Origin of the sequence: Mesorhizobium sp. M2E.F.Ca.ET.209.01.1.1, assembly GCF_004010375.2 — a bacterium.
Classification (GTDB): domain Bacteria; phylum Pseudomonadota; class Alphaproteobacteria; order Rhizobiales; family Rhizobiaceae; genus Mesorhizobium.
In genome coordinates this window covers 144545-162592 of the sequence record NZ_SADP02000015.1, presented here as the reverse complement: position 1 = coordinate 162592, position 18048 = coordinate 144545, and the positions used below count along the sequence as shown (strand labels likewise).

The 18048-nt window shown below is 64.5% G+C and carries 19 protein-coding genes; 16 read left to right on the top strand and 3 right to left on the bottom strand.

The genetic code is table 11. From position 1 onward, the window contains the following. Positions 1 to 110 precede the first annotated feature (110 nt). The 3 genes from EN852_RS25395 (at position 111) to EN852_RS25385 (ending at position 3489) form a co-directional block, all read left to right on the top strand. Positions 111 to 2342 carry a bifunctional (p)ppGpp synthetase/guanosine-3',5'-bis(diphosphate) 3'-pyrophosphohydrolase gene (locus EN852_RS25395; RefSeq protein WP_127228528.1) on the top strand — a complete coding sequence of 744 codons (2232 nt, stop codon included), beginning with the start codon at positions 111 to 113 and terminating at the stop codon, positions 2340 to 2342. Positions 2343 to 2516: 174 nt separating this feature from the next. After that, the gene (gene pyrE / locus EN852_RS25390; RefSeq protein WP_127877704.1) at positions 2517 to 3095 is read left to right on the top strand and encodes an orotate phosphoribosyltransferase; all 579 of its coding nucleotides are present in this window, start codon (positions 2517 to 2519) and stop codon (positions 3093 to 3095) included. A gap of 10 nt (positions 3096 to 3105) precedes the next feature. Continuing rightward, positions 3106 to 3489, top strand: coding sequence for a VOC family protein (locus tag EN852_RS25385; RefSeq protein WP_127867231.1), 384 nt, complete (start codon positions 3106 to 3108; stop codon positions 3487 to 3489). On the opposite strand, the gene EN852_RS25380 is transcribed toward EN852_RS25385, so the two are convergent. After that, a complete protein-coding gene (locus tag EN852_RS25380) occupies positions 3482 to 3997 on the bottom strand; it encodes a GNAT family N-acetyltransferase (RefSeq protein ID WP_127877706.1) in 516 nt (171 codons plus the stop codon). The two genes, EN852_RS25385 and EN852_RS25380, sit on opposite strands and share 8 nt — an antisense overlap. A 213-nt stretch (positions 3998 to 4210) precedes the next feature. Between EN852_RS25380 and EN852_RS25375 the strand changes: the two genes are divergently transcribed. From EN852_RS25375 to era, 5 genes are all read left to right on the top strand, one after another. Beyond that, on the top strand, positions 4211 to 4798 hold the full coding sequence (locus EN852_RS25375) for a DUF2062 domain-containing protein (protein ID WP_127877708.1): 588 nt from the start codon (positions 4211 to 4213) through the stop codon (positions 4796 to 4798). Next, positions 4795 to 5208, top strand: coding sequence for a holo-ACP synthase (gene acpS / locus EN852_RS25370; RefSeq protein ID WP_127877710.1), 414 nt, complete (start codon positions 4795 to 4797; stop codon positions 5206 to 5208). Before EN852_RS25375 ends, acpS begins: the two co-directional genes overlap by 4 nt. A gap of 79 nt (positions 5209 to 5287) precedes the next feature. Continuing rightward, positions 5288 to 6037, top strand: a complete 750-nt coding sequence (gene lepB, locus EN852_RS25365; protein WP_042637851.1) for a signal peptidase I — start codon at positions 5288 to 5290, stop codon at positions 6035 to 6037. A 4-nt stretch (positions 6038 to 6041) separates the two neighbouring features. Continuing rightward, positions 6042 to 6758: a ribonuclease III gene (rnc, locus tag EN852_RS25360; RefSeq protein WP_127867235.1), complete on the top strand. Its 717-nt coding sequence runs from the start codon at positions 6042 to 6044 to the stop codon at positions 6756 to 6758. Then, entirely contained in the window at positions 6743 to 7675 is a 933-nt protein-coding gene (gene era, locus EN852_RS25355) for a GTPase Era (RefSeq protein WP_127877712.1), read from the top strand. The genes rnc and era overlap by 16 nt, the downstream gene beginning before the upstream one ends. 347 nt (positions 7676 to 8022) lie before the next feature. On the opposite strand, the gene EN852_RS40960 is transcribed toward era, so the two are convergent. After that, positions 8023 to 8412: a hypothetical protein gene (locus EN852_RS40960; protein WP_189546165.1), complete on the bottom strand. Its 390-nt coding sequence runs from the start codon at positions 8410 to 8412 to the stop codon at positions 8023 to 8025. Positions 8413 to 8487: 75 nt separating this feature from the next. Between EN852_RS40960 and EN852_RS25350 the strand changes: the two genes are divergently transcribed. From EN852_RS25350 to recO, 3 genes are all read left to right on the top strand, one after another. After that, entirely contained in the window at positions 8488 to 9777 is a 1290-nt protein-coding gene (locus EN852_RS25350) for a DUF1963 domain-containing protein (protein ID WP_189546163.1), read from the top strand. A 383-nt stretch (positions 9778 to 10160) separates the two neighbouring features. Further along, positions 10161 to 11228: a DUF4274 domain-containing protein gene (locus EN852_RS25345; protein ID WP_127877716.1), complete on the top strand. Its 1068-nt coding sequence runs from the start codon at positions 10161 to 10163 to the stop codon at positions 11226 to 11228. Between the two features lie 378 nt (positions 11229 to 11606). Further along, entirely contained in the window at positions 11607 to 12365 is a 759-nt protein-coding gene (gene recO, locus EN852_RS25340) for a DNA repair protein RecO (protein WP_127867238.1), read from the top strand. Between the two features lie 4 nt (positions 12366 to 12369). Here recO and EN852_RS25335 read toward each other — a convergent pair whose 3' ends face one another. Continuing rightward, positions 12370 to 12834: an NUDIX domain-containing protein gene (locus tag EN852_RS25335; protein WP_127877718.1), complete on the bottom strand. Its 465-nt coding sequence runs from the start codon at positions 12832 to 12834 to the stop codon at positions 12370 to 12372. A gap of 236 nt (positions 12835 to 13070) precedes the next feature. Here EN852_RS25335 and EN852_RS25330 point away from each other — a divergent pair, with 236 nt between their 5' ends. From EN852_RS25330 to EN852_RS25310, 5 genes are all read left to right on the top strand, one after another. Next, positions 13071 to 15836, top strand: a complete 2766-nt coding sequence (locus EN852_RS25330) for a DUF2339 domain-containing protein (RefSeq protein WP_127877720.1) — start codon at positions 13071 to 13073, stop codon at positions 15834 to 15836. Between the two features lie 48 nt (positions 15837 to 15884). Then, a complete protein-coding gene (locus EN852_RS25325) occupies positions 15885 to 16127 on the top strand; it encodes a type II toxin-antitoxin system VapB family antitoxin (protein WP_127877722.1) in 243 nt (80 codons plus the stop codon). Beyond that, positions 16127 to 16540, top strand: coding sequence for a type II toxin-antitoxin system VapC family toxin (locus tag EN852_RS25320; RefSeq protein ID WP_042637860.1), 414 nt, complete (start codon positions 16127 to 16129; stop codon positions 16538 to 16540). Before EN852_RS25325 ends, EN852_RS25320 begins: the two co-directional genes overlap by 1 nt. A gap of 160 nt (positions 16541 to 16700) precedes the next feature. Then, on the top strand, positions 16701 to 17219 hold the full coding sequence (locus EN852_RS25315) for an RNA polymerase sigma factor (RefSeq protein ID WP_042637861.1): 519 nt from the start codon (positions 16701 to 16703) through the stop codon (positions 17217 to 17219). Next, positions 17216 to 18010 (top strand): anti-sigma factor, encoded by a 795-nt coding sequence (locus EN852_RS25310; protein WP_127877724.1) that lies wholly within the window; start codon positions 17216 to 17218, stop codon positions 18008 to 18010. Before EN852_RS25315 ends, EN852_RS25310 begins: the two co-directional genes overlap by 4 nt. The last annotated feature ends 38 nt before the right edge of the window (positions 18011 to 18048 follow it).

Below are 18048 nucleotides of genomic sequence, written 5' to 3'. Positions count from 1 at the left end.
CTTGGATCAACCATCCGGCACTTCCGTCTCGTAAGTTTCGTGGCTATCTATGGGATGCGTCGCACCTTGGTGCGGCGCATCAATCATTTCAGCACCGCGAGATCCCGCCCATGATGCGTCAGTATGAGCTTGTCGAGCGCGTGCAGCGCTACAAGCCTGACGTCAACGAGGCGCTGCTCAACAAGGCCTATGTCTACGCCATGCAGAAGCATGGCCACCAGAAGCGCGCCTCCGGCGATCCCTATTTCTCGCATCCGCTGGAAGTCGCCGCCATCCTCACCGACATGCACATGGACGAGGCGACCATCGCTGTCGCGCTGCTGCACGACACGATCGAGGACACGACCGCGACCAGGGCCGAGATCGACGAATTGTTCGGCCCCGAAATGGGCAAGCTGGTCGAAGGGCTCACCAAGCTGAAGAAGCTCGACCTCGTTTCCAAGAAGGCCGAGCAGGCGGAGAATCTGCGCAAGCTTCTGCTCGCGATCTCCGAGGATATCCGCGTTCTCCTCGTCAAGCTCGCCGACCGCCTGCACAACATGCGCACGCTCGACCATATGCCCGAGTCCAAGCGCCTGCGCATCGCCGAGGAGACGATGGACATCTATGCGCCGCTCGCCGGCCGCATGGGCATGCAAGGCATGCGCGAGGAACTGGAGGAAATCGCCTTCCGCTACATCAATCCGGAAGCCTATCGCGCCGTCACCGCGAGGCTTGCCGAGATTTTCGAGCGCAACAAGGGCGTCCTTCAGGAGATCGAGACGGCGCTGTCCGGCCTGTTCGAGAAACACGCCATCAAGGCGAGCGTGAAGAGCCGGCAGAAGAAACCGTGGTCGGTGTTCCGCAAGATGGAGGCCAAGGCGCTCTCCTTCGAACAGCTCTCCGACATTTTCGGCTTCCGTGTCGTCGTCGATTCGGTCGACGACTGCTACCGCGCGCTTGGCGCCATCCACACCACCTGGTCGATGGTGCCCGGCCGTTTCAAGGACTACATCTCGACGCCCAAGCAGAACGACTACCGCTCGATCCACACCACCATCGTCGGCCCGTCGCGCCAGCGCGTCGAATTGCAGATCCGCACCAAGGAGATGAACAAAATAGCCGAATACGGTGTCGCCGCGCATTCGATCTACAAGGATACCGGCGGCAAGATGAACGGCGCCGGCCATGCGATCTCCAAGGAGACCAACGCCTATGCCTGGCTCAGGCGCACCATCGAGCAACTGGCCGAAGGCGACAATCCGGAGGATTTCCTCGAGAACACCAAGCTGGAGCTGTTCCAGGACCAGGTCTTCTGCTTCACGCCCAAGGGCATGCTGATCGCGCTGCCGCGCGGCGCCACACCGATCGACTTCGCCTATGCCGTACACACCGATGTCGGCGACACCTGCGTCGGCGCAAAGGTCAATGGCCGCATCATGCCGCTGATGACCGAGTTGAAGAACGGCGACGAGGTCGAGATCATCCGCTCCAAGGCGCAGGTGCCGCCCGCCGCCTGGGAATCGGTCGTGGTCACCGGCAAAGCGCGCGCCGCCATCCGCCGCGCCACCAAGAACGCGATCCGCAAGCAATATTCCGGCCTCGGCGCCCGCATCCTGGAACGCGCCTTCGAGCGCGCCGGCAAGACCTTCACCAAGGAGAGCCTGAAGCCGGTGCTGCACCGCCTGGCGCGCAAGGATATCGAGGATGTGCTGGCTTCGGTTGGCCGCGGCGAGTTGAGCTCCACCGACGTCATGAAGGCGGTCTTTCCCGACTATAAGGACGAGCGCGTGACGGTCGCCGCGCCCAAGCAGCGCGAGGAGGGCTGGTCGAAGATCCGCAACGCCGCCGGCATGCTGTTCCAGATGCCCGGTACGCGCGCAGCGCGCAAGGACAAGGACCAGCCGCGCGACGGCGCGGTGCCGATCCGCGGCGTGCGTGGCGACCTGCCGGTGCGCTTCGCGCCGGAAGGTGCCGTGCCCGGAGACCGTATCGTCGGCATCATCCAGCCCGGAACCGGCATCACCATCTACCCGATCCAGTCGCCGGCGCTGCAGGCCTTCGACGATCAGCCCGAGCGCTGGATCGACGTGCGCTGGGACATCGACGAGCGCACCAAGGAACGTTTCCCGGCGCGCATCTCGGTCACCGCCATCAATGCGCCGGGATCCTTGGCCGATATCGCTCAGGTCGTCGCGTCCAACGACGCGAATATCCATACGCTGTCGATGATCCGCACGGCGCCCGATTTCACCGAGATGCTGATCGACCTCGAGGTCTGGGACCTGAAACATCTCAACAGGCTCTTGTCGCAGCTCAAGGACAATTCGAGCGTCAGCGATGCGCGGCGCGTGAATGGGTGAATAGTGAATAGTGATTAGTGAATAGTGAATAGTGAATAGTGAATAGTGAATAGTGAATAGTGAATAGTGAATAGTGAATAGTGAATAGTGAATAGTGAATAGTGAATAGTGAATAGAAGGTGCTCTCACTACCATTCACCATTCACCATTCACCACTCGCCAAAGGGGGAACAAATGAACACCGATGAAGTGCTGGGCATTTTCCGCGAGGCCGGCGCCGTTCTTGAAGGTCATTTCATCCTGACGTCCGGCCTGCGCAGCCCGGTGTTCCTGCAGAAGGCGCGTGTCTTCATGCATGCCGACAAGACCGAACGCCTGTGCAAGGCGCTGGCCGAGAAGATCCGGGAAAGCGTGCCGGGCAGGATCGACTATGTCGTCGGTCCGGCCATCGGCGGCCTGATCCCGGCCTATGAAACCTCGCGCCACCTCGGCGCGCCGGCGATCTGGGTCGAACGGGAAGGGGGCGAGTTCAGGCTGCGCCGCTTCGAGATCGCCAAAGGCTCGCGCGTCGTCATCGTCGAGGACATCGTTACCACCGGCCTGTCGATCCGGGAGACCATCGACTGCCTGCGCAAGCTCGGCGCCGAGGTCGTGGCGGCTGCGTGCATCATCGACCGCTCGGCCGGCAAGACCGATGTCGGCGTGCCGCTGATCGCGCTCGCCGAATATGAGGTGCCGGCCTATCCCGCCGACCGCCTGCCGCCGGAACTCGCCGCCATTCCGGCCGTCAAGCCGGGAAGCCGCAATATCTGAGGCCTCTGCAATGATCGCTGGCATCGACCATTTCGTGCTGACGGTTCGCTCGGTCGAAGCGACCTGCGACTTCTACCAGCGCGTCCTTGGCATGAAGCGGCTCGATGAGCCGAACCGGCCGACCGCCCTTGTGTTCGGCTCGCAGAAGATCAACCTGCATGAGGCCGGCCGTACTTTCGAGCCGAAGGCAAAGGCGCCGACGCCGGGTTCCGGCGATTTCTGCCTCGTCGCGGCGGTGCCGCTTGCCGAAGTCCAGGCCAGCCTCGTGGCCAATGGCGTGGCGATCGAAGTCGGCCCGGTCGAACGCACCGGCGCGCGCGGCGCGATGATGTCGGTCTATTTCCGCGATCCGGACGACAATCTGGTCGAGGTCAGCGAGTATCCACTCACCTGAGATCGAGCCGCATGGCGCAGCGCTGGTCGGAAGGCATGCCGTGCTCGGCCTCGTCGCCGAGCAGGCCGGTCAGCCGTCCGTCGATCTCTGCGCCTTCCAGGATGCGAAATCCGAACTTGCGATAGAAAGGGGCGTTCCAGGCGACGGCGCGAAACGTTGTCAGCGTCACCGCGACAAGGCCGCGCCGCCTGGCGTCCGCGACCGCCCGTTCGAGCAAAGCCCGGCCGATGCCCGAGCCCTGCCGGTCGAGGCGCACGTCCAACTCCGAGATATGGAGCGCATCGCCCTCGATCCCGGCGCTCAGGAAGCCTACCGGCCGGCCCTTCTCCTCGGCGGCAACCCAGCATGCGCCGCCGGCGATCAGCGCGCGGTGCCGCTCTGCGCTGATATTGTCGCCATCGGCGAGCCACGCCAATTCCGGGATGGTGCGGAACGCTTCTCCGGCCGACTGTTCGATTGAGGGCAAGGCCCCGGCATCCTCGGCCCGCGCCGGTCGAATGGTGATCATCGGCTGGGAATCCCTGTTGTTTTCCTCAGTTTCGCCAGAATGGGGGGCTTGTTACAGGCCTGCGGCAGACCATCGCGGCGGCGTTTCGTTGTTGTGCGGCCTTGCCGTCCCTATATCAAAGTTTGTTGCCTTTCTGCGCCATCGGAGCGCAAGATGTGTTGGCGCGACCCGGTGGGCAGGGGCAGCGCGTGTTGGACCGGGAACTGGAACAGAGTGCTTTTTCGACGCCGAGAGCCTGATGGCCTCCTGGAGCGGGTGCGTACTTATCTATGGCCGCGCCGCTCGTTCTCGCGTTCCGTGCAGTATTTCTCCAAGCGCATCCTGCGGCTGAAGGCGACGCCGCATTCGGTCGCCGCCGGTGTCGCTGCGGGTGTTTTTGCCTCCTTCTTCCCGCTTGGCGCCCATTTCGTGGTTGCCGCGGTGCTTTGCTGGGTGATCGCCGGCAATCTGGTCGCGGCGGCGCTCGGCGCCGTGTTTTTCGGCAATCCGCTGACCTCCCCGCTGCTGTGGGGCGCGTCCTGGGAAACCGGCAAGCTGCTCCTGCATGAGCGCCTGCCCAAGCACGGGCCGCCAGAGCATCTTGGCGAAATGCTGCACAAGCTCTCCTTCGCAAAGCTCTGGCATCCCGTCCTGGAGCCGATGCTGATCGGCGCGGTGCCGCTTGGCCTGGTCTTCGGGCTCGTGTTCTACGGCGTCACGCGCTGGGGCATGACCGTGTTCCGCGAGCAGCGCAAGAAGCGCATGGCCGAGCGTGCCGAGAAGAAAGCGCGCCAGGGCGGACGGGAAGTGCCGGCGGAATGATCATCGGCATCGGCAGCGACCTCATCGACATCAGACGCATCGAGAAATCGCTGGAACGGCACGGCCAGCGCTTCATCCAGCGCATCTACACCGAGGTCGAGCAGGCCAAGTCGGAGAAGCGGGCCGCCCGCGCGGCGTCCTACGCCAAGCGCTTCGCCGCCAAGGAGGCCTGCGCCAAGGCGCTGGGCACCGGCATGGCCGAGGGCGTGTTCTGGCGCGACATGGGCGTGATCAACCTGCCGAGCGGCGCGCCGACCATGGCGCTGGCCGGCGGCGCCGCCGCCAGGCTGGAGAAGATCCTGCCGAAGGGCCACCGCGCGGTGATCCATCTCACCATCACCGACGATTTCCCGCTTGCTCAAGCCTTTGTGATTATCGAGGCGGTGCCCGCCGAACAAGCGCCACATTGATTCCATCTGACCACGAGCGGCATGACGTTGCCCAGCGCGCGCCGAGACTCTATACCAACATCGCACAATCGAGGACGACATGAGCGTGGCTGAAAAATCGCAGAAGAAATCCGGCGGGCTTGGTGAGACCTTTTCCGTCATCATCCAGGCTCTGCTGCTCGCGCTCGTCATCCGCACGCTGCTCTTCCAGCCTTTCTCCATCCCGTCCGGCTCGATGCGGCCGACGCTGCTCGAAGGCGACTATCTCTTCGTCACCAAATGGGCCTACGGCTATTCGCGCTATTCGCTGCCGTTCGGTCCCGATATCTTTTCCGGCCGCATCTGGGGCTCGGAGCCCAAGCGCGGCGACGTGGTGGTGTTCAAGTTCCCACCGGATCCGTCGGTCGACTACATCAAGCGCGTCGTCGGCCTGCCCGGCGACAAGATCCAGATGAAGGACGGCCAGCTCTTCATCAACGACGTCGGCGTGCCGCGGGTGAAGACCGGCCAGATCGAAAATCCCGACATCACCGAAGTGCCGCAGCCCGTCGACGTCTACCGCGAGACGCTGCCGAACGGTGTCAGCTATGACACGCTCGACCTGACGCCGAATTCGATCGGCGACAACACCCGCGAATGGACCGTGCCGCCCGGCCACTACTTCATGATGGGCGACAACCGCGACAATTCCTCCGACAGCCGCTTCACCGTCGGCTTTGTTCCTGCCGAAAACCTGGTCGGCCGCGCCAACCTCATCTTCTTCTCGATCGCCGGCAAGGCGAGCCCGCTCGAGATCTGGAAGTGGCCGTCGCTGATGCGTGCCGATCGCCTGTTCCATTTCGTCCACTAGAGCGATGGCGGCCAGCAAGCGTTTGACCGCCGATGCGCTTGCCGAGGCGCTTGCCCCGCGCACCGGCCATGCCTTCGCCGATCGCCAGCGTCTGCAGCGCGCGTTGACTCATGCCAGCGCGCGTTCGACCCATGCCGGGGTCGATTACGAACGTTTCGAGTTCCTGGGCGACCGCGTTCTCGGTCTTGTCGTCGCCGACATGCTGCTCGCGACCTTTCCCGAGGCCGCCGAGGGCGAGCTTTCGCTGCGCCTCAACGCGCTGGTCAATGCCGAGGCGCTCTCCGACATCGCCGAGGAGATCGGCTTGCCCGAGCTGATCCGCGCCGGCTCCGATGTACGCAATCTCGAAGGGCGCAAACGCACCAATCTGCGCGCCGATGCGCTGGAGTCGCTGATTGCCGTGCTTTACCTGGATGGTGGTCTCGAGGCTGCCCGCGCATTCATCCATCGCTATTGGCAGCCGCGCTCGCAGGCGATCGGCGCTGCGCGCCGCGACGCCAAGACCGAATTGCAGGAATGGGCGCATCAGGCGGCCGCCGGCGCTGTGCCGGCCTACCGCATTGACGCCCGCGAGGGGCCAGACCACGACCCGCTGTTCACCGTCAGCGTCAAGGTCGGCTCCTTTGCACCGGCGACCGGCAGCGGCCGCTCCAAGCGCGAGGCCGAGCAGGCCGCGGCGGCTACTCTTTTGCTGCGCGAAGGCGTATGGAGCGCGGCATGACAGAAATCGAAACCCCTGAAGTCCCCGCGACGCGCTCCGGCTTCGTCGCGCTGATCGGCGCGCCCAATGCCGGCAAGTCGACGCTGGTCAACCAGCTGGTCGGCGCCAAGGTGTCGATAGTGACGCATAAGGTCCAGACCACCCGCGCCATCGTGCGCGGCATCGCCACGCATGACAACGCGCAGATCGTCTTCGTCGACACGCCCGGCATCTTCAAGCCGAAGCGGCGGCTGGACACCGCCATGGTGACCACCGCCTGGGGCGGCGCCAAGGATGCCGATGTCGTGGTGCTTTTGATCGACGCCGAGCGCGGCATCAAGGGCGACGCCGATGCCATCCTCGACCGGCTGAAGGACGTCCGCCAGCCGATGCTGCTCGTCCTGAACAAGGTCGACCGGGTCAAGCCCGAGACGCTTCTCGCGCTGGCCGCGACCGCGAACGAACGCGTGCCGTTCAAGCGCACCTTCATGGTCTCCGCGCTCACCGGCTCCGGCTGCAAGGACCTGCTCGACTATCTCGCCGAGACGCTTCCCTTGGGCCCCTGGTACTATCCGGAGGATCAGATCTCCGACCTGCCGATGCGCCAGCTCGCGGCCGAGATCACGCGTGAAAAGCTTTATCTGCGGCTGCATCAGGAGCTTCCCTATTCCTCGCATATCGAGACCGAGAAATGGGAAGAGAAGAAGGACGGCTCGGTGCGCATCGAGCAGGTCATCTATGTCGAGCGCGACAGCCAGAAGAAGATCGTGCTCGGCCACAAGGGCGAGACGATCCGCGCCATCGGGCAGGCCGCTCGAACCGAGATCGCCGAAATCCTCGAGCAGAAGGTGCACCTCTTCCTGTTCGTGAAGGTGCGCGAGAACTGGGGCGACGACCCCGAGCGCTACCGCGAGATGGGGCTGGAGTTTCCGGGGTAAGCCGGGCCGGCCACGCTCATCCACATTGTGACCAATTAAAACGACGCAACGGTGCGAGCCGAAAAGACCGCCTAGCGCTAGGAGCTAGCCGCCGAGGTGCCCGACGTCTTGATTGGGTCGACAACAGTCCGACAGCTTCGGTCTCCTAATCTTCAAGAGCAGACATCAGGAGGCATGGTCGTAACGTGACCATCCTCGGTTTGGGCGGCGACGAATCCGGTCGAGTGCGACAGGCTGGACTTGAGGTCGCTGTCATACGATCTATGGTGCGGGGTCACTTTCGACGCAACAGCTCGTGGCGGGGGACACAAATGTTCGATGCCATCGTTACCTTCGTCGCCACGTTGTTAGTCGCGGTATTCGCGATGATAATGCTGCTGGCCGGCGTCGAGACATGGAGCGGCGCGATGATCGAGCCGCTTCTCCTTCGCCGAACGCTCCTGCTCCTCATCCCGATAGCAGGGATTGGCCTGGCGTTTCTTCGAGCTCGCCGCAGCCTCCGTAAGGCTCGAGCGAAACGCGAGGCGGCGGATACCCGCGAGAATGCCCGCGCTGCCGGGCAGGCTCGGCCTGCCGCGGACCTCGCTCGCCGGCGAACCAAAGCTGCCGGCGGCGACGTCGCCGCAAAGATGGTGGCGGAGTCCCAGGCGCAGGCCAAACGCTCCGACGATGCCCACAGGGCGAAGATACGCGCGCATGTCGAGCGCAAGGCACCGCCCACCAGCGATGCCGACCATGCGGCGATCGCCCTCGCCTCGCGGGCCTGCCTTGCCATCCGCCACGTCTTCCCACCGCGCCACCCGCAGCGCTCGATGAGCTTTTTCGGCGGCGTGCCGCTGGCGCCCGACGATCTGGACTGGCCGATGATCCACAACCGCAAGGGGCTGCTCGAGCCGCTAACTTTCATGGGCCAAGTCGACCTCGCCGCGCTGCCCGACGGGCCGGCACGCTCGCTGCTCCCTACGAACGGCTATCTTTATTTCTTCGCGCCTATGTCGGGCAATTTCGACGGCGATGCGAGCCACTTCGTCGTCCGCTACGTCGAGGGCAAGGCCCGCAACGACTGGGGTCCTCAGCACAATCCCGGATTTCTGGAGCCGATCGACGGCGCCGAGAACGCCCGCTACCGATATCCCTGGCTGACCTGGCACGACAAGCCGGAGAAGGTCTATCCACGCTTCTATCCGCGCATCGAGATCGAGCTCGGCTGGTTGGAGGACGTCGCCGAGGTGGAGGAAGGCGATCCAGATGCCGGCGACGGCTTCCCATGGGAGGTCGCCAAGCAGCGCCGCCGCCAGCAGCTTGTCGCGTTTCACGGCGCGCCAGTCTCCTGGAATGACGCGCTCTCCGGGCACGACAAGCCCACGGACCGGCTCTGGATCCCGTTCGAGGGTTTTCCCACCAACCGCCGGACGGCGGAGGTTCTGCTGGGTTACCTGAAGTCATACATCAAGGAGGAGACCGCTGGGATCAGGGCTCGGCTCGACACACTGCCGGCGAGGTTGGAGGACCCGGAGGGGGCGCGGCTCTCCGCTCTGCTCGAACGCTACGCGCAATTCGAAAAGGACCGCTGGCGGATTTTTCAGCTGGCAACGACCGGAGAGGCCCAGCGTGGCAAGGCGCTCGACGAGAACCAGCGGACCGACCTCCTTGCGCTACTCGAGGAGTTGCGCGCCGGCGCGCTGCCGGAAGGTGTGCTCGAGCGCCACTATATACAAAAGCGTCTGCCTATGGTGCTGAACGACTGGATCGCGAGGGCGGCGGTCGAAGGCGCCGAAAGCGCGCTCGCTAATCCGGACGGGATCGCGCAGGTGCCCGATGCTGTCGTCGAGGCGCTCCGCTACCGGCACAGCGTGCTGCGCGATCCAGACTTCAGCAAGAACGGCTCATACGCGCAGCACCAGATGCTGGGCCGCGGCGTTGCCATCCAGGACGCGGCCGAGTTGATGGCGCCTGAGCACATCCTTCTGCTCCAGCTTCGCTGGGACAATGCGCTCGACTGGCACATGGGCGATGCCGGCGCAGCGCAATACTGGATCCGTCCGGCCGACCTCGCGGCGCGGCGCTTCGAGAACACCGTGCTCACCTTCGAGAGCCACTGAAGCGAGGATGTCTCCCTCGGGCGCGCTGGTCGGCCCGCTGGACAGCCGGCGATAACGGGTGGGGGTTAGATGGCATTCAGCGTCGAATGGCCAGCGAGGGCCCGCGCTTCCGTTTCGCCGGAAATATTCGCCGCCCGTATCGTTTCCGAGCTGAAGGCGATCCGCCGTAAGAAAGTTTTCGGTTCGGGCACTATTCTCTGTTGCGACTCTGGGAGTCCGCGACGGAGTGAACCGCCAGGGAAGAGCGGCTGTTTTCCGAACTCGATCGACTGACGCCTGAGGACGACGGGCGCGAACGGCAGGTGACGACTGTCGAGATTGCCCGTGTCCAGAAAAGCGTACACGGTTGTCCAAGGGTTTCGTTAAAGGTAATCTACGCCGGCATGGATGACTATATCAGCAAGATTGTCCAGCTTCGCCCGTTGATGGCGCGGGCTCGAGTTGACGAGATATTCCCCCGCGAGAAGTGGTCCGAACACAGCCGTGGCGGAAAGTTCGGGGTGGAATTCGGCTACGGACCGAGCGCGCAGAACGATCCCGATGGAATCGCCAACGACCACATCGTCGAGCGCATCGACTTCAAATCCCCCTTTCCGCCATCCATCGTTCTGTATGGGTTCGCGGTCGGCATGGCTCGATCGGACGCCGAAGGAGAGATCGCCAGGCTCGGACTCGCCACGATGGAGATCACTGGTCCTGACGTCAGGTATCTCATCGGCAAGACGGCGGATGGGTTTGAAATCATGCTGATGTTCAGGAAGGAGCGTCCGGAGCCCAGAAGGGAACTCCTGGAGCAATTGACCATCTTCCAGCCGGGCCATTCTAAGATCATGGACGCTCGACAGGTATTCTGGAAAGAGAGGGAGGAGAAGCAAAGACAGCGACGGGAACTCGCGAATGCCTGGAAGCAAATAACCGACGATGACGATGCGATGCTGCTGGCCTGGGCGAAACATTGTCAGCCATGGGACGACTACGCCCCTAGCGAATTCGTGCGTTATGCCGAATGGCTGCGGCGAGCGGATCCCGACCATCGTCATCTGGCAGCGTTGAGCTGGAACTGGGATTACGGCCTTGCACCGCTGCTCTGGATCATTCGGCGCGAAGACTGCGACATGGCGACTGCCTTGCACGTCTTCTTCGGCGCCGGCCCGGAATCCTATTTCCAGTTTGAAGGCGACCGGTCGGCTGCCGCGGAAAAGCGCTCCGATTTGATGACGTATGACATGATCATGGAGATCAAATGTCGGATTGAGCGCGGTTTCTATCAGCGCTCGGCGATCCAGTTCGACTTGTCACGGAACCTCGAGATCATCAGCCGGTACAAGCCAACACCTGGCCAGTTGGTCGCAGTCCTTCCGGCCAACCTTCCGACAAGCGGTGTCGGACGCCGCATCGCGCACGAAAACCGCTTCGGAGGCTTAGACATCCCAGCGTTCAGGATCAACTGATCAGCGTCGTCGCGTCTGCCGGCGCGACTCTCGGCCTTGGACGACCGATCGTAAGTGGGCGCCTAGTAGTTTGACTGAGCCCAAAGAGTTTTTCCGTTCGAGGCAGCGGGGGTCAATGCACTAGCTGCAACGCGAACGCCCGCCGGCAAACGGACCACTTACATGTCCGAACTGGCGCAACCGCGACCTCCAGCTTGGTCGCCAGACTATCTGCTTTCAGGCGGCTTCAGAACTTACCTTAACGGCCGACATCAGGCGCATCACCGCCAGTCGCGACGCAGCCAATGAAGATCTCCAACGAGCCAGAAAGCCGACGATTGGCTGGCGGGCCGCTCGTGTCCTTGATTTCGCCGCCCAACGGGTGAAAAGCTCAAGCCCATGGAATGGCGCGACGAGGGAATCGTTCTCGGCACTCGCAGGCATGGCGAAACCAGCGCCATCCTCGAGGTGATGACGCGCACCCATGGCCGCCATCTCGGTCTGGTGCGGGGAGGGCGCTCGCGCAAGCAGCAGCCGGTGCTGCAGCCCGGCAACCGCGTCGACCTTCTGTGGCGGGCGCGGCTCGACGAGCATCTCGGCGTCTTCCAGGCCGAGGCGATCGAGATGAACGCCGCGCGGCTCATGGACAGCGCGGTCGCCGTCTACGGCCTGCAGACCATGGCCGCGCATCTGAGGCTCCTGCCCGAGCGCGACGCCCATGGTGGTCTTTACGAGGCCCTTGCAGTGATGATTGCCCATCTCAGCGATGCCGATGCGGCGGGCGAGTTGGTGGCGCGCTTCGAGCTGCTCATCCTCGACGAATTGGGCTTCGGCCTCGACCTCAGCCAGTGCGCGGCGACCGGCTCCAGGCAGGATCTCGCCTATGTCTCGCCGAAATCCGGCCGCGCCGTGTCGCGCGCGGCGGGCGCTGCCTGGCACGACAAGATGCTGGCGCTGCCCGCCTTCCTGCAGCGCGGCTCCGGCCTGCGCGCCGACGCGGCGGCGCTCGAGGACGCCTTCCGGCTGAGCGGCTTCTTCTTCACCCGCCATGTTTACGAGCCGCGCGGGCTGGAGCCACCCGACGCTCGTGCCGGCTTCCTGGCCGCGCTGCGCCGGCATCATGCGACGACGAAGGCGATCGTGACTGGGGCAGGGTAGCAGTTTAATCCGCGCCGCGCCGCACCAGGAAATCGTCAAGCATGGCGCGCTGGCCTTTCAGGATCTTGAGCCCGGCTTCGGGCAGCGAAAACCAGCCGGCCCGATCCACTTCGGGGAACGCCTTCATCTTTCCCGATTTCGGAGGCCACTCCATGGTGAACATGTTGCTCTTGATGGCGTTTGTGTCGACATCGGCCTCGACGCTCCACGCCGCCACGATCTTGCCGCCCGGCTGCCTGTAGCTGCCGAGCGGCCGGAAGTCGCCGTCGATGGCGATGCCGAGCTCCTCCTCGGCTTCGCGCCTGGCGGCCTCGAGCTTATCTTCGTTGTCGTCGATGAGCCCTTTCGGGATCGACCACGCGCCTTCATCCTTGCGCGCCCAGAACGGGCCGCCTGGATGGACGAGCAGAAACTCGAAGACACCGGCTATGCGCCGGTAGATCAGCAGGCCCGCGCTTCGCTGCGGCATCGAGAGTCCTCCGTGAACGCTGCAGATTAACACCAGTATTATGCGGCGGCCGTCAGGCAATTCTCGCCGACAGGCTCGGTCGTCTGGCATGCAGGCTTGGGATAAGCCTGCCGGCTTGCTGGCCATCGGCTCTAAAACATGCTCGATCTTACCGGCCGGCAAGGCGCTGATTTGGGTAGCCGTCTCATTGCCGCATTTGTCGGCCACGACTGGTTCGGTTTTGAGGGGAAACCGCCATGTTTTTCAGCCTGATCGCCATTGCCGCCGTCATCGCTCTTTTCGTCATCGTTTCCCGCCAGCAGAACCGCATCGCGCTGGTCGAGCGCGAGCTCGGTATCCTGCGCGGCCTGCTGCAGACGGGAGCTTCGCTGCCCGCGCTGAAGGCGGACGCCGCGCAGGAAGGGCTTCCCGAGGAGGCCAAGGCAGCCGCGGCGCCTGTCGCGCCGCTGGCCGACGGCACGACAGTTGCCGAGGAGGTCGTCGCAAAGCCTGAGGCCGCTGAAGGCGAGGCCGTGGCCGGACCCTGGACGAAGGCCCAGTCGGCCGCGGCGCAATCCGCCGAGTCGATCGAACCGGCGCAACCCGTGGCCGAGACGCCCGCGCCCACCAAGGCGGCGCGCCAGACCGATGTCGAGACGGCGCTGGGCACGCGTTGGGCGGTCTGGGTCGGCGGTATCGCGCTGGCGTTGGGCGGCTTGTTCCTGATCCGCTACACGATCGAGGCAGGCATTTTCGGGCCTGGCGTGCGCCTGACGATGGCCGGCGTCCTCGGCCTGGCGCTGATTGCCGGCGCCGAATTCATCCGCCGCACCGGCTTCAGGGTGCCGGTGCAGAGCGCCGCCGGCGCCTATACCCCCTCGATCCTCACGGCTGCCGGCGCCTTCATCCTGTTCGGCACGGTCTATGCCGCGCATGGCATCTATGGCTTCATCGGGCCGGCGACCGCCTTCGCGCTGCTTGGTATCATCGGCGTCGCCACCATTAGCGCCTCGCTGGTGCATGGCCTGGCGCTGGCCGGCATCGGACTTGTCGGCGCCATGGTCACGCCGGCGCTGGTGGCATCGCAGGCGCCCAATCCCTGGGCGCTGTTCGTCTATCTCGCGATCGTGCTTGCGGCGAGCGCGGCAACCGCCCGCATCCGCGACTGGAAGGCGCTCATGGCCGCCGCTTTCGCCGGCACCGGCATCTGGACCATTCTCTATATGGTCGACGCGCCGGACGTGAACCTCGCCGCCGTCCTGTTCATCAGCCTCGCCACGCTGGCCGTGCTTGCATTGATCTGGCTCGCCCCGTTTTTGACCACTGGCCGCGACGCAGCGGCGCGAGGCTTCGACTGGCCATCGATCGTGCCCGGCTTCTTCATCGCCCTGAGCGCGCTGGGCCTGTCCGTCGATCCGGCCTTTGCCAGCGCCGGCGATGCCTTGCATGGCGCCGTCCTTTTGGCCGCGCTGGTCGCGGTGGCGCTCTACCGGCCGCGCGCGCTGCCGCTGATCTTCGCAGCAGGCATCGCCACCGTGCTGATCTATCTCGGCATCATCCCGCCCGCCACGATAGGCGCCGATGCGCTCGATGTCGGGCTGGACGCCCAGCCTTTGGGGTCGTCCGATGCGCTGACTTTCCGCATCGGCATCGCGCTCGGCCTGGTCTTCCTCGCCGCCGGCTTCTGGGCGGCGCGCCGCTTCGCCGCCACCGTTCCGACACACGCGGCTTGCTGGGCAGCCTGGGGCGTCATTGCCCCGCTGGTGGTGCTGACTGCGCTGTGGCTGACCTTCGGCGATATCGACCGCGACCTCGGCTACGCGCTGCCGGCGTTTCTGCTGACGCTCGTCTTTGCTGCCGGTGGCGAATGGATCGCGCGCGCCGAGGAGCCGCCGCTGACCGGCGGCCCGGCCGTGTCGTTCGCGCTCGGAGGCGCCGGCGTTGCCGGCCTGCTGATGCTGCACATGGCCCTCGGCTCGAGCTGGACGACCGTGCTGCTCGGCGCTGCCGCCATTCTGCCGGCGCTGGCCACGCGCTGGCGGTCTTACCCCGTGCTTGGCTGGATCGCGGTGGGCGCGGCGGTCGCGGTGCTCGGTCGCGTCGCCTTCGATCCGACCATCGTCGGCGCTGAATTCCTGTCCAGGACGCCGGTCTTCAACTGGCTGCTGCCGGGCTATGGCGTGCCGGCGCTCGCCTTCGGCTTCGCGGCCTGGCAGCTTGCCCGCACCACCAACGCCCGGCCGCGCCTTGCCATGGAGGCGGCCTCGGCGCTGTTCGCGCTGCTCACCATCGCCATGCTGGTGCGCCACGCCATGCATGGCGGCGTCATCGACACCGGCGCGGTGACTCTTGCCGAACAGGCGATCTACACGCTGATCGCGCTTGGCGCCGGCGCCATACTGGTCGCCATCGACATGCGCTCGCCGAGCTCGGTTTTGCGTTATGGTTCGATGGTTGCCGGCGTGATCTCGGCGGTCTTGATCGCGGTTCAGCATTTCGTGGTGCTGAACCCGCTGCTGACGGACGAGTCGACCGGCACGATCCCGGTCTTCAACCTTCTGTTCCTCGCCTATCTGCTGCCGGCGGTCGCCGCCGGCGCGCTGGCGCTCTATGTCCGCGACAAGCGCCCGCGATGGTATGCGGCGATGCTGGCGCTGATCGCCGCCCTGCTTGCCTTCGCCTATGCCACGCTTTCGGTGCGCCGCCTGTTCAAGGGCGAGTTCATCGCCTTGTGGAGCGGGCTCGGCCAGCTCGAGACCTACACCTATTCGGCGCTCTGGCTGGTCATCGGCGTGGCGCTGCTCACCGCTGGCGTCTGGCTGAAATCGCAGGTGCTGCGCATCGCCTCCGCGGTGCTGATCGCGGTCGCGGTGGTGAAGGTCTTCCTCTTCGACATGTCGGAGCTCGAAGGCGTGCTGCGCGCGCTGTCCTTCATCGGTCTCGGCGCCGTGCTGATCGGTATCGGGCTGTTCTACCAGCGGCTGCTGACGCGGGCCGCGCGGGAGGCCAAGGAGATTTCTTGAAAGAATATCCATTTTGGTATATCTCGAATATCCAAAAGGGATATTGGCATGCCTCTCTACATACGTGACGATGAAGTGGATGCGCTGGCCGCCAAGTTGCAGCGCGAAACAAACGCACCGAGCAAGACTGAGGCGGTGCGGACAGCCCTTATTCACGAACTGGAACGTAATCGTGCCAAGGTACCGCTGCGCGATCGGATTGTGCGGCTTCAAGCGGAGGCGAAGAAGATCGGTCTGCCCAATCCCGAGTTCGATATGAAGAAATTCACCGATGAGATGTGGGGAGACTGATGTTTGTCGACGCTTCGGTGATCGTCGCAATTCTCAACCAGGAACCGGGCTGGGAGGAATTATCCAAGCAACTCTCCCGGCCTGTCGACTTCTACGTCTCTGCCATGGTCCGTTTTGAAGCGACGCAGGCTCTGGCGCGAGCCGGCGCGGGTTCCCGCAAGCCGACGGCTGAAGCACTCCTCAAAGCTCGCGATCTGGTGGATCAACTTATTGTGGAAATTGGCGGGGAAAATGTCCCGATCGGCGACGAGATCGGCTCGCGTGCTATCGATGCCAGCGCTCACTATGGCAAGGCCGTTGGTCACCAAGCTGACCTGAACTTGGGTGACTGTTTTGCCTATGCCTGCGCGAAAGCTCTCGGCACTCCGCTGCTCTACAAAGGCAATGATTTCCTGCTCACGGATTTGAGATAGTTAGGCTTTCTCGCGGATAGCCGGGAATAAACCGGCTCGCACCATCGTTATTCGCGTGCTTGGGTAATCGCAGCGGTTCGGCCGCTTCGCGCTGACTGCTTGCACCGCGCCGGGAAGGCGCGTTCTATCGGGATGGAAAGCGACCACGAAACAAGCGGTCATGGACGACAAGAAGGCAGCGATCCTGAGCGAAATACCGCGGTTGCGGCGCTATGCGCGCTCGCTGCTGCGCGACCGCGATTCCGCCGACGACCTTGTCCAGGACTGCCTGGAGCGGGCGCTTGTGCGACTCGACAACTGGCAGACTGGAGAAAGCCCCCGGAGGTGGCTGTTTACGATCATGCATCACTTGTTCATCGACCAGATGCGCAAGGTCAACCGGCGCGGCGAGGCGGCGATGCTGCCTCTCGAAGCCGGTGAGGCCCAAGCCGCGCCCGCCGATCAGGTCGAGACCATCGCCTCGCGCGAGATCATGGATGCCCTGCAGGCGATCAGCCCCGATCGCCGCGCGGCGTTGGTGATGGTCGCCATCGAGGGCTTTTCCTATGCGGAGGCCGCCAACATCCTTGGCGTGCCGGCCGGCACGCTGATGTCGCGCATCGCGCGCGGCCGCGAGGAATTGCGAGGATTGCTCGACGACACATCGCGCCGACGCTCGATAAGGATCGTCGAGAAATGACCCGCCGTGATTTTTCCGAACGCGATATCCATATGGCCCTCGACGGCGAGCTGCCGGGCGAGGAGCGCATGGCTTACGACGCCTGGCTCGAGGCCAATCCCGAGATGAAGGCGAAGTCGGCGCGCTACGTCGCCGACCGGGCCGCCATGCGCGCCGCCTTCGCGGGCGTGATGGACGAGCCGGTGCCGGCGAGGCTGCGGCAGGTCGTGCTTGGCGAGGCGCCTGCAAAAGCATCGGCCTTGCGCTCGCGCTGGTGGCTGTCGGCTGCCGCGGCCGTGATGCTCGCGGTCGGCGGGCTCGGCGGCTATGTCGCCGGTGTCGACAGCATCGCCCGTGGCGGCGGCGACGACGACCAACTCGCCGAGCAGGCGATCGCCGCCCATGTCACCTACGCTGCCGAGAAGCGCCACGCCGTCGAAGTCCCGGCAAGCGACAAGGATCATCTCCAGACCTGGCTGTCGAATCGCGTCGGGCTGAAGCTTGTTGCCCCTGACCTTGCGGCCGAGGGCTTCCAACTGGTCGGCGGCCGGCTGCTGCCCGCCGGTGAGCAAGGCAAGGCGGCGATGCTGCTTTATGAGGACGCCAAGGGCGAGCGCATCTCGCTCTTCGTCACCGCCGATTCGTCAGCGACCTCCAAGGGCACCTATACGGCGGAAGGGGGCGGACCCGAGGCGGTCTATTGGCTCGACAAGGGCTATGCTTGCGCCGTCGTCGGATCGTTGCCGCCGGAGCGGCTGTCGGACGTCGCAAAGAGCGCCTATGGCCAGCTCGTGGCGGGCATATCGAGCTGAACCGGCTGCGTTTTTCGGCGGCCTGCAGTCGCTTGAAC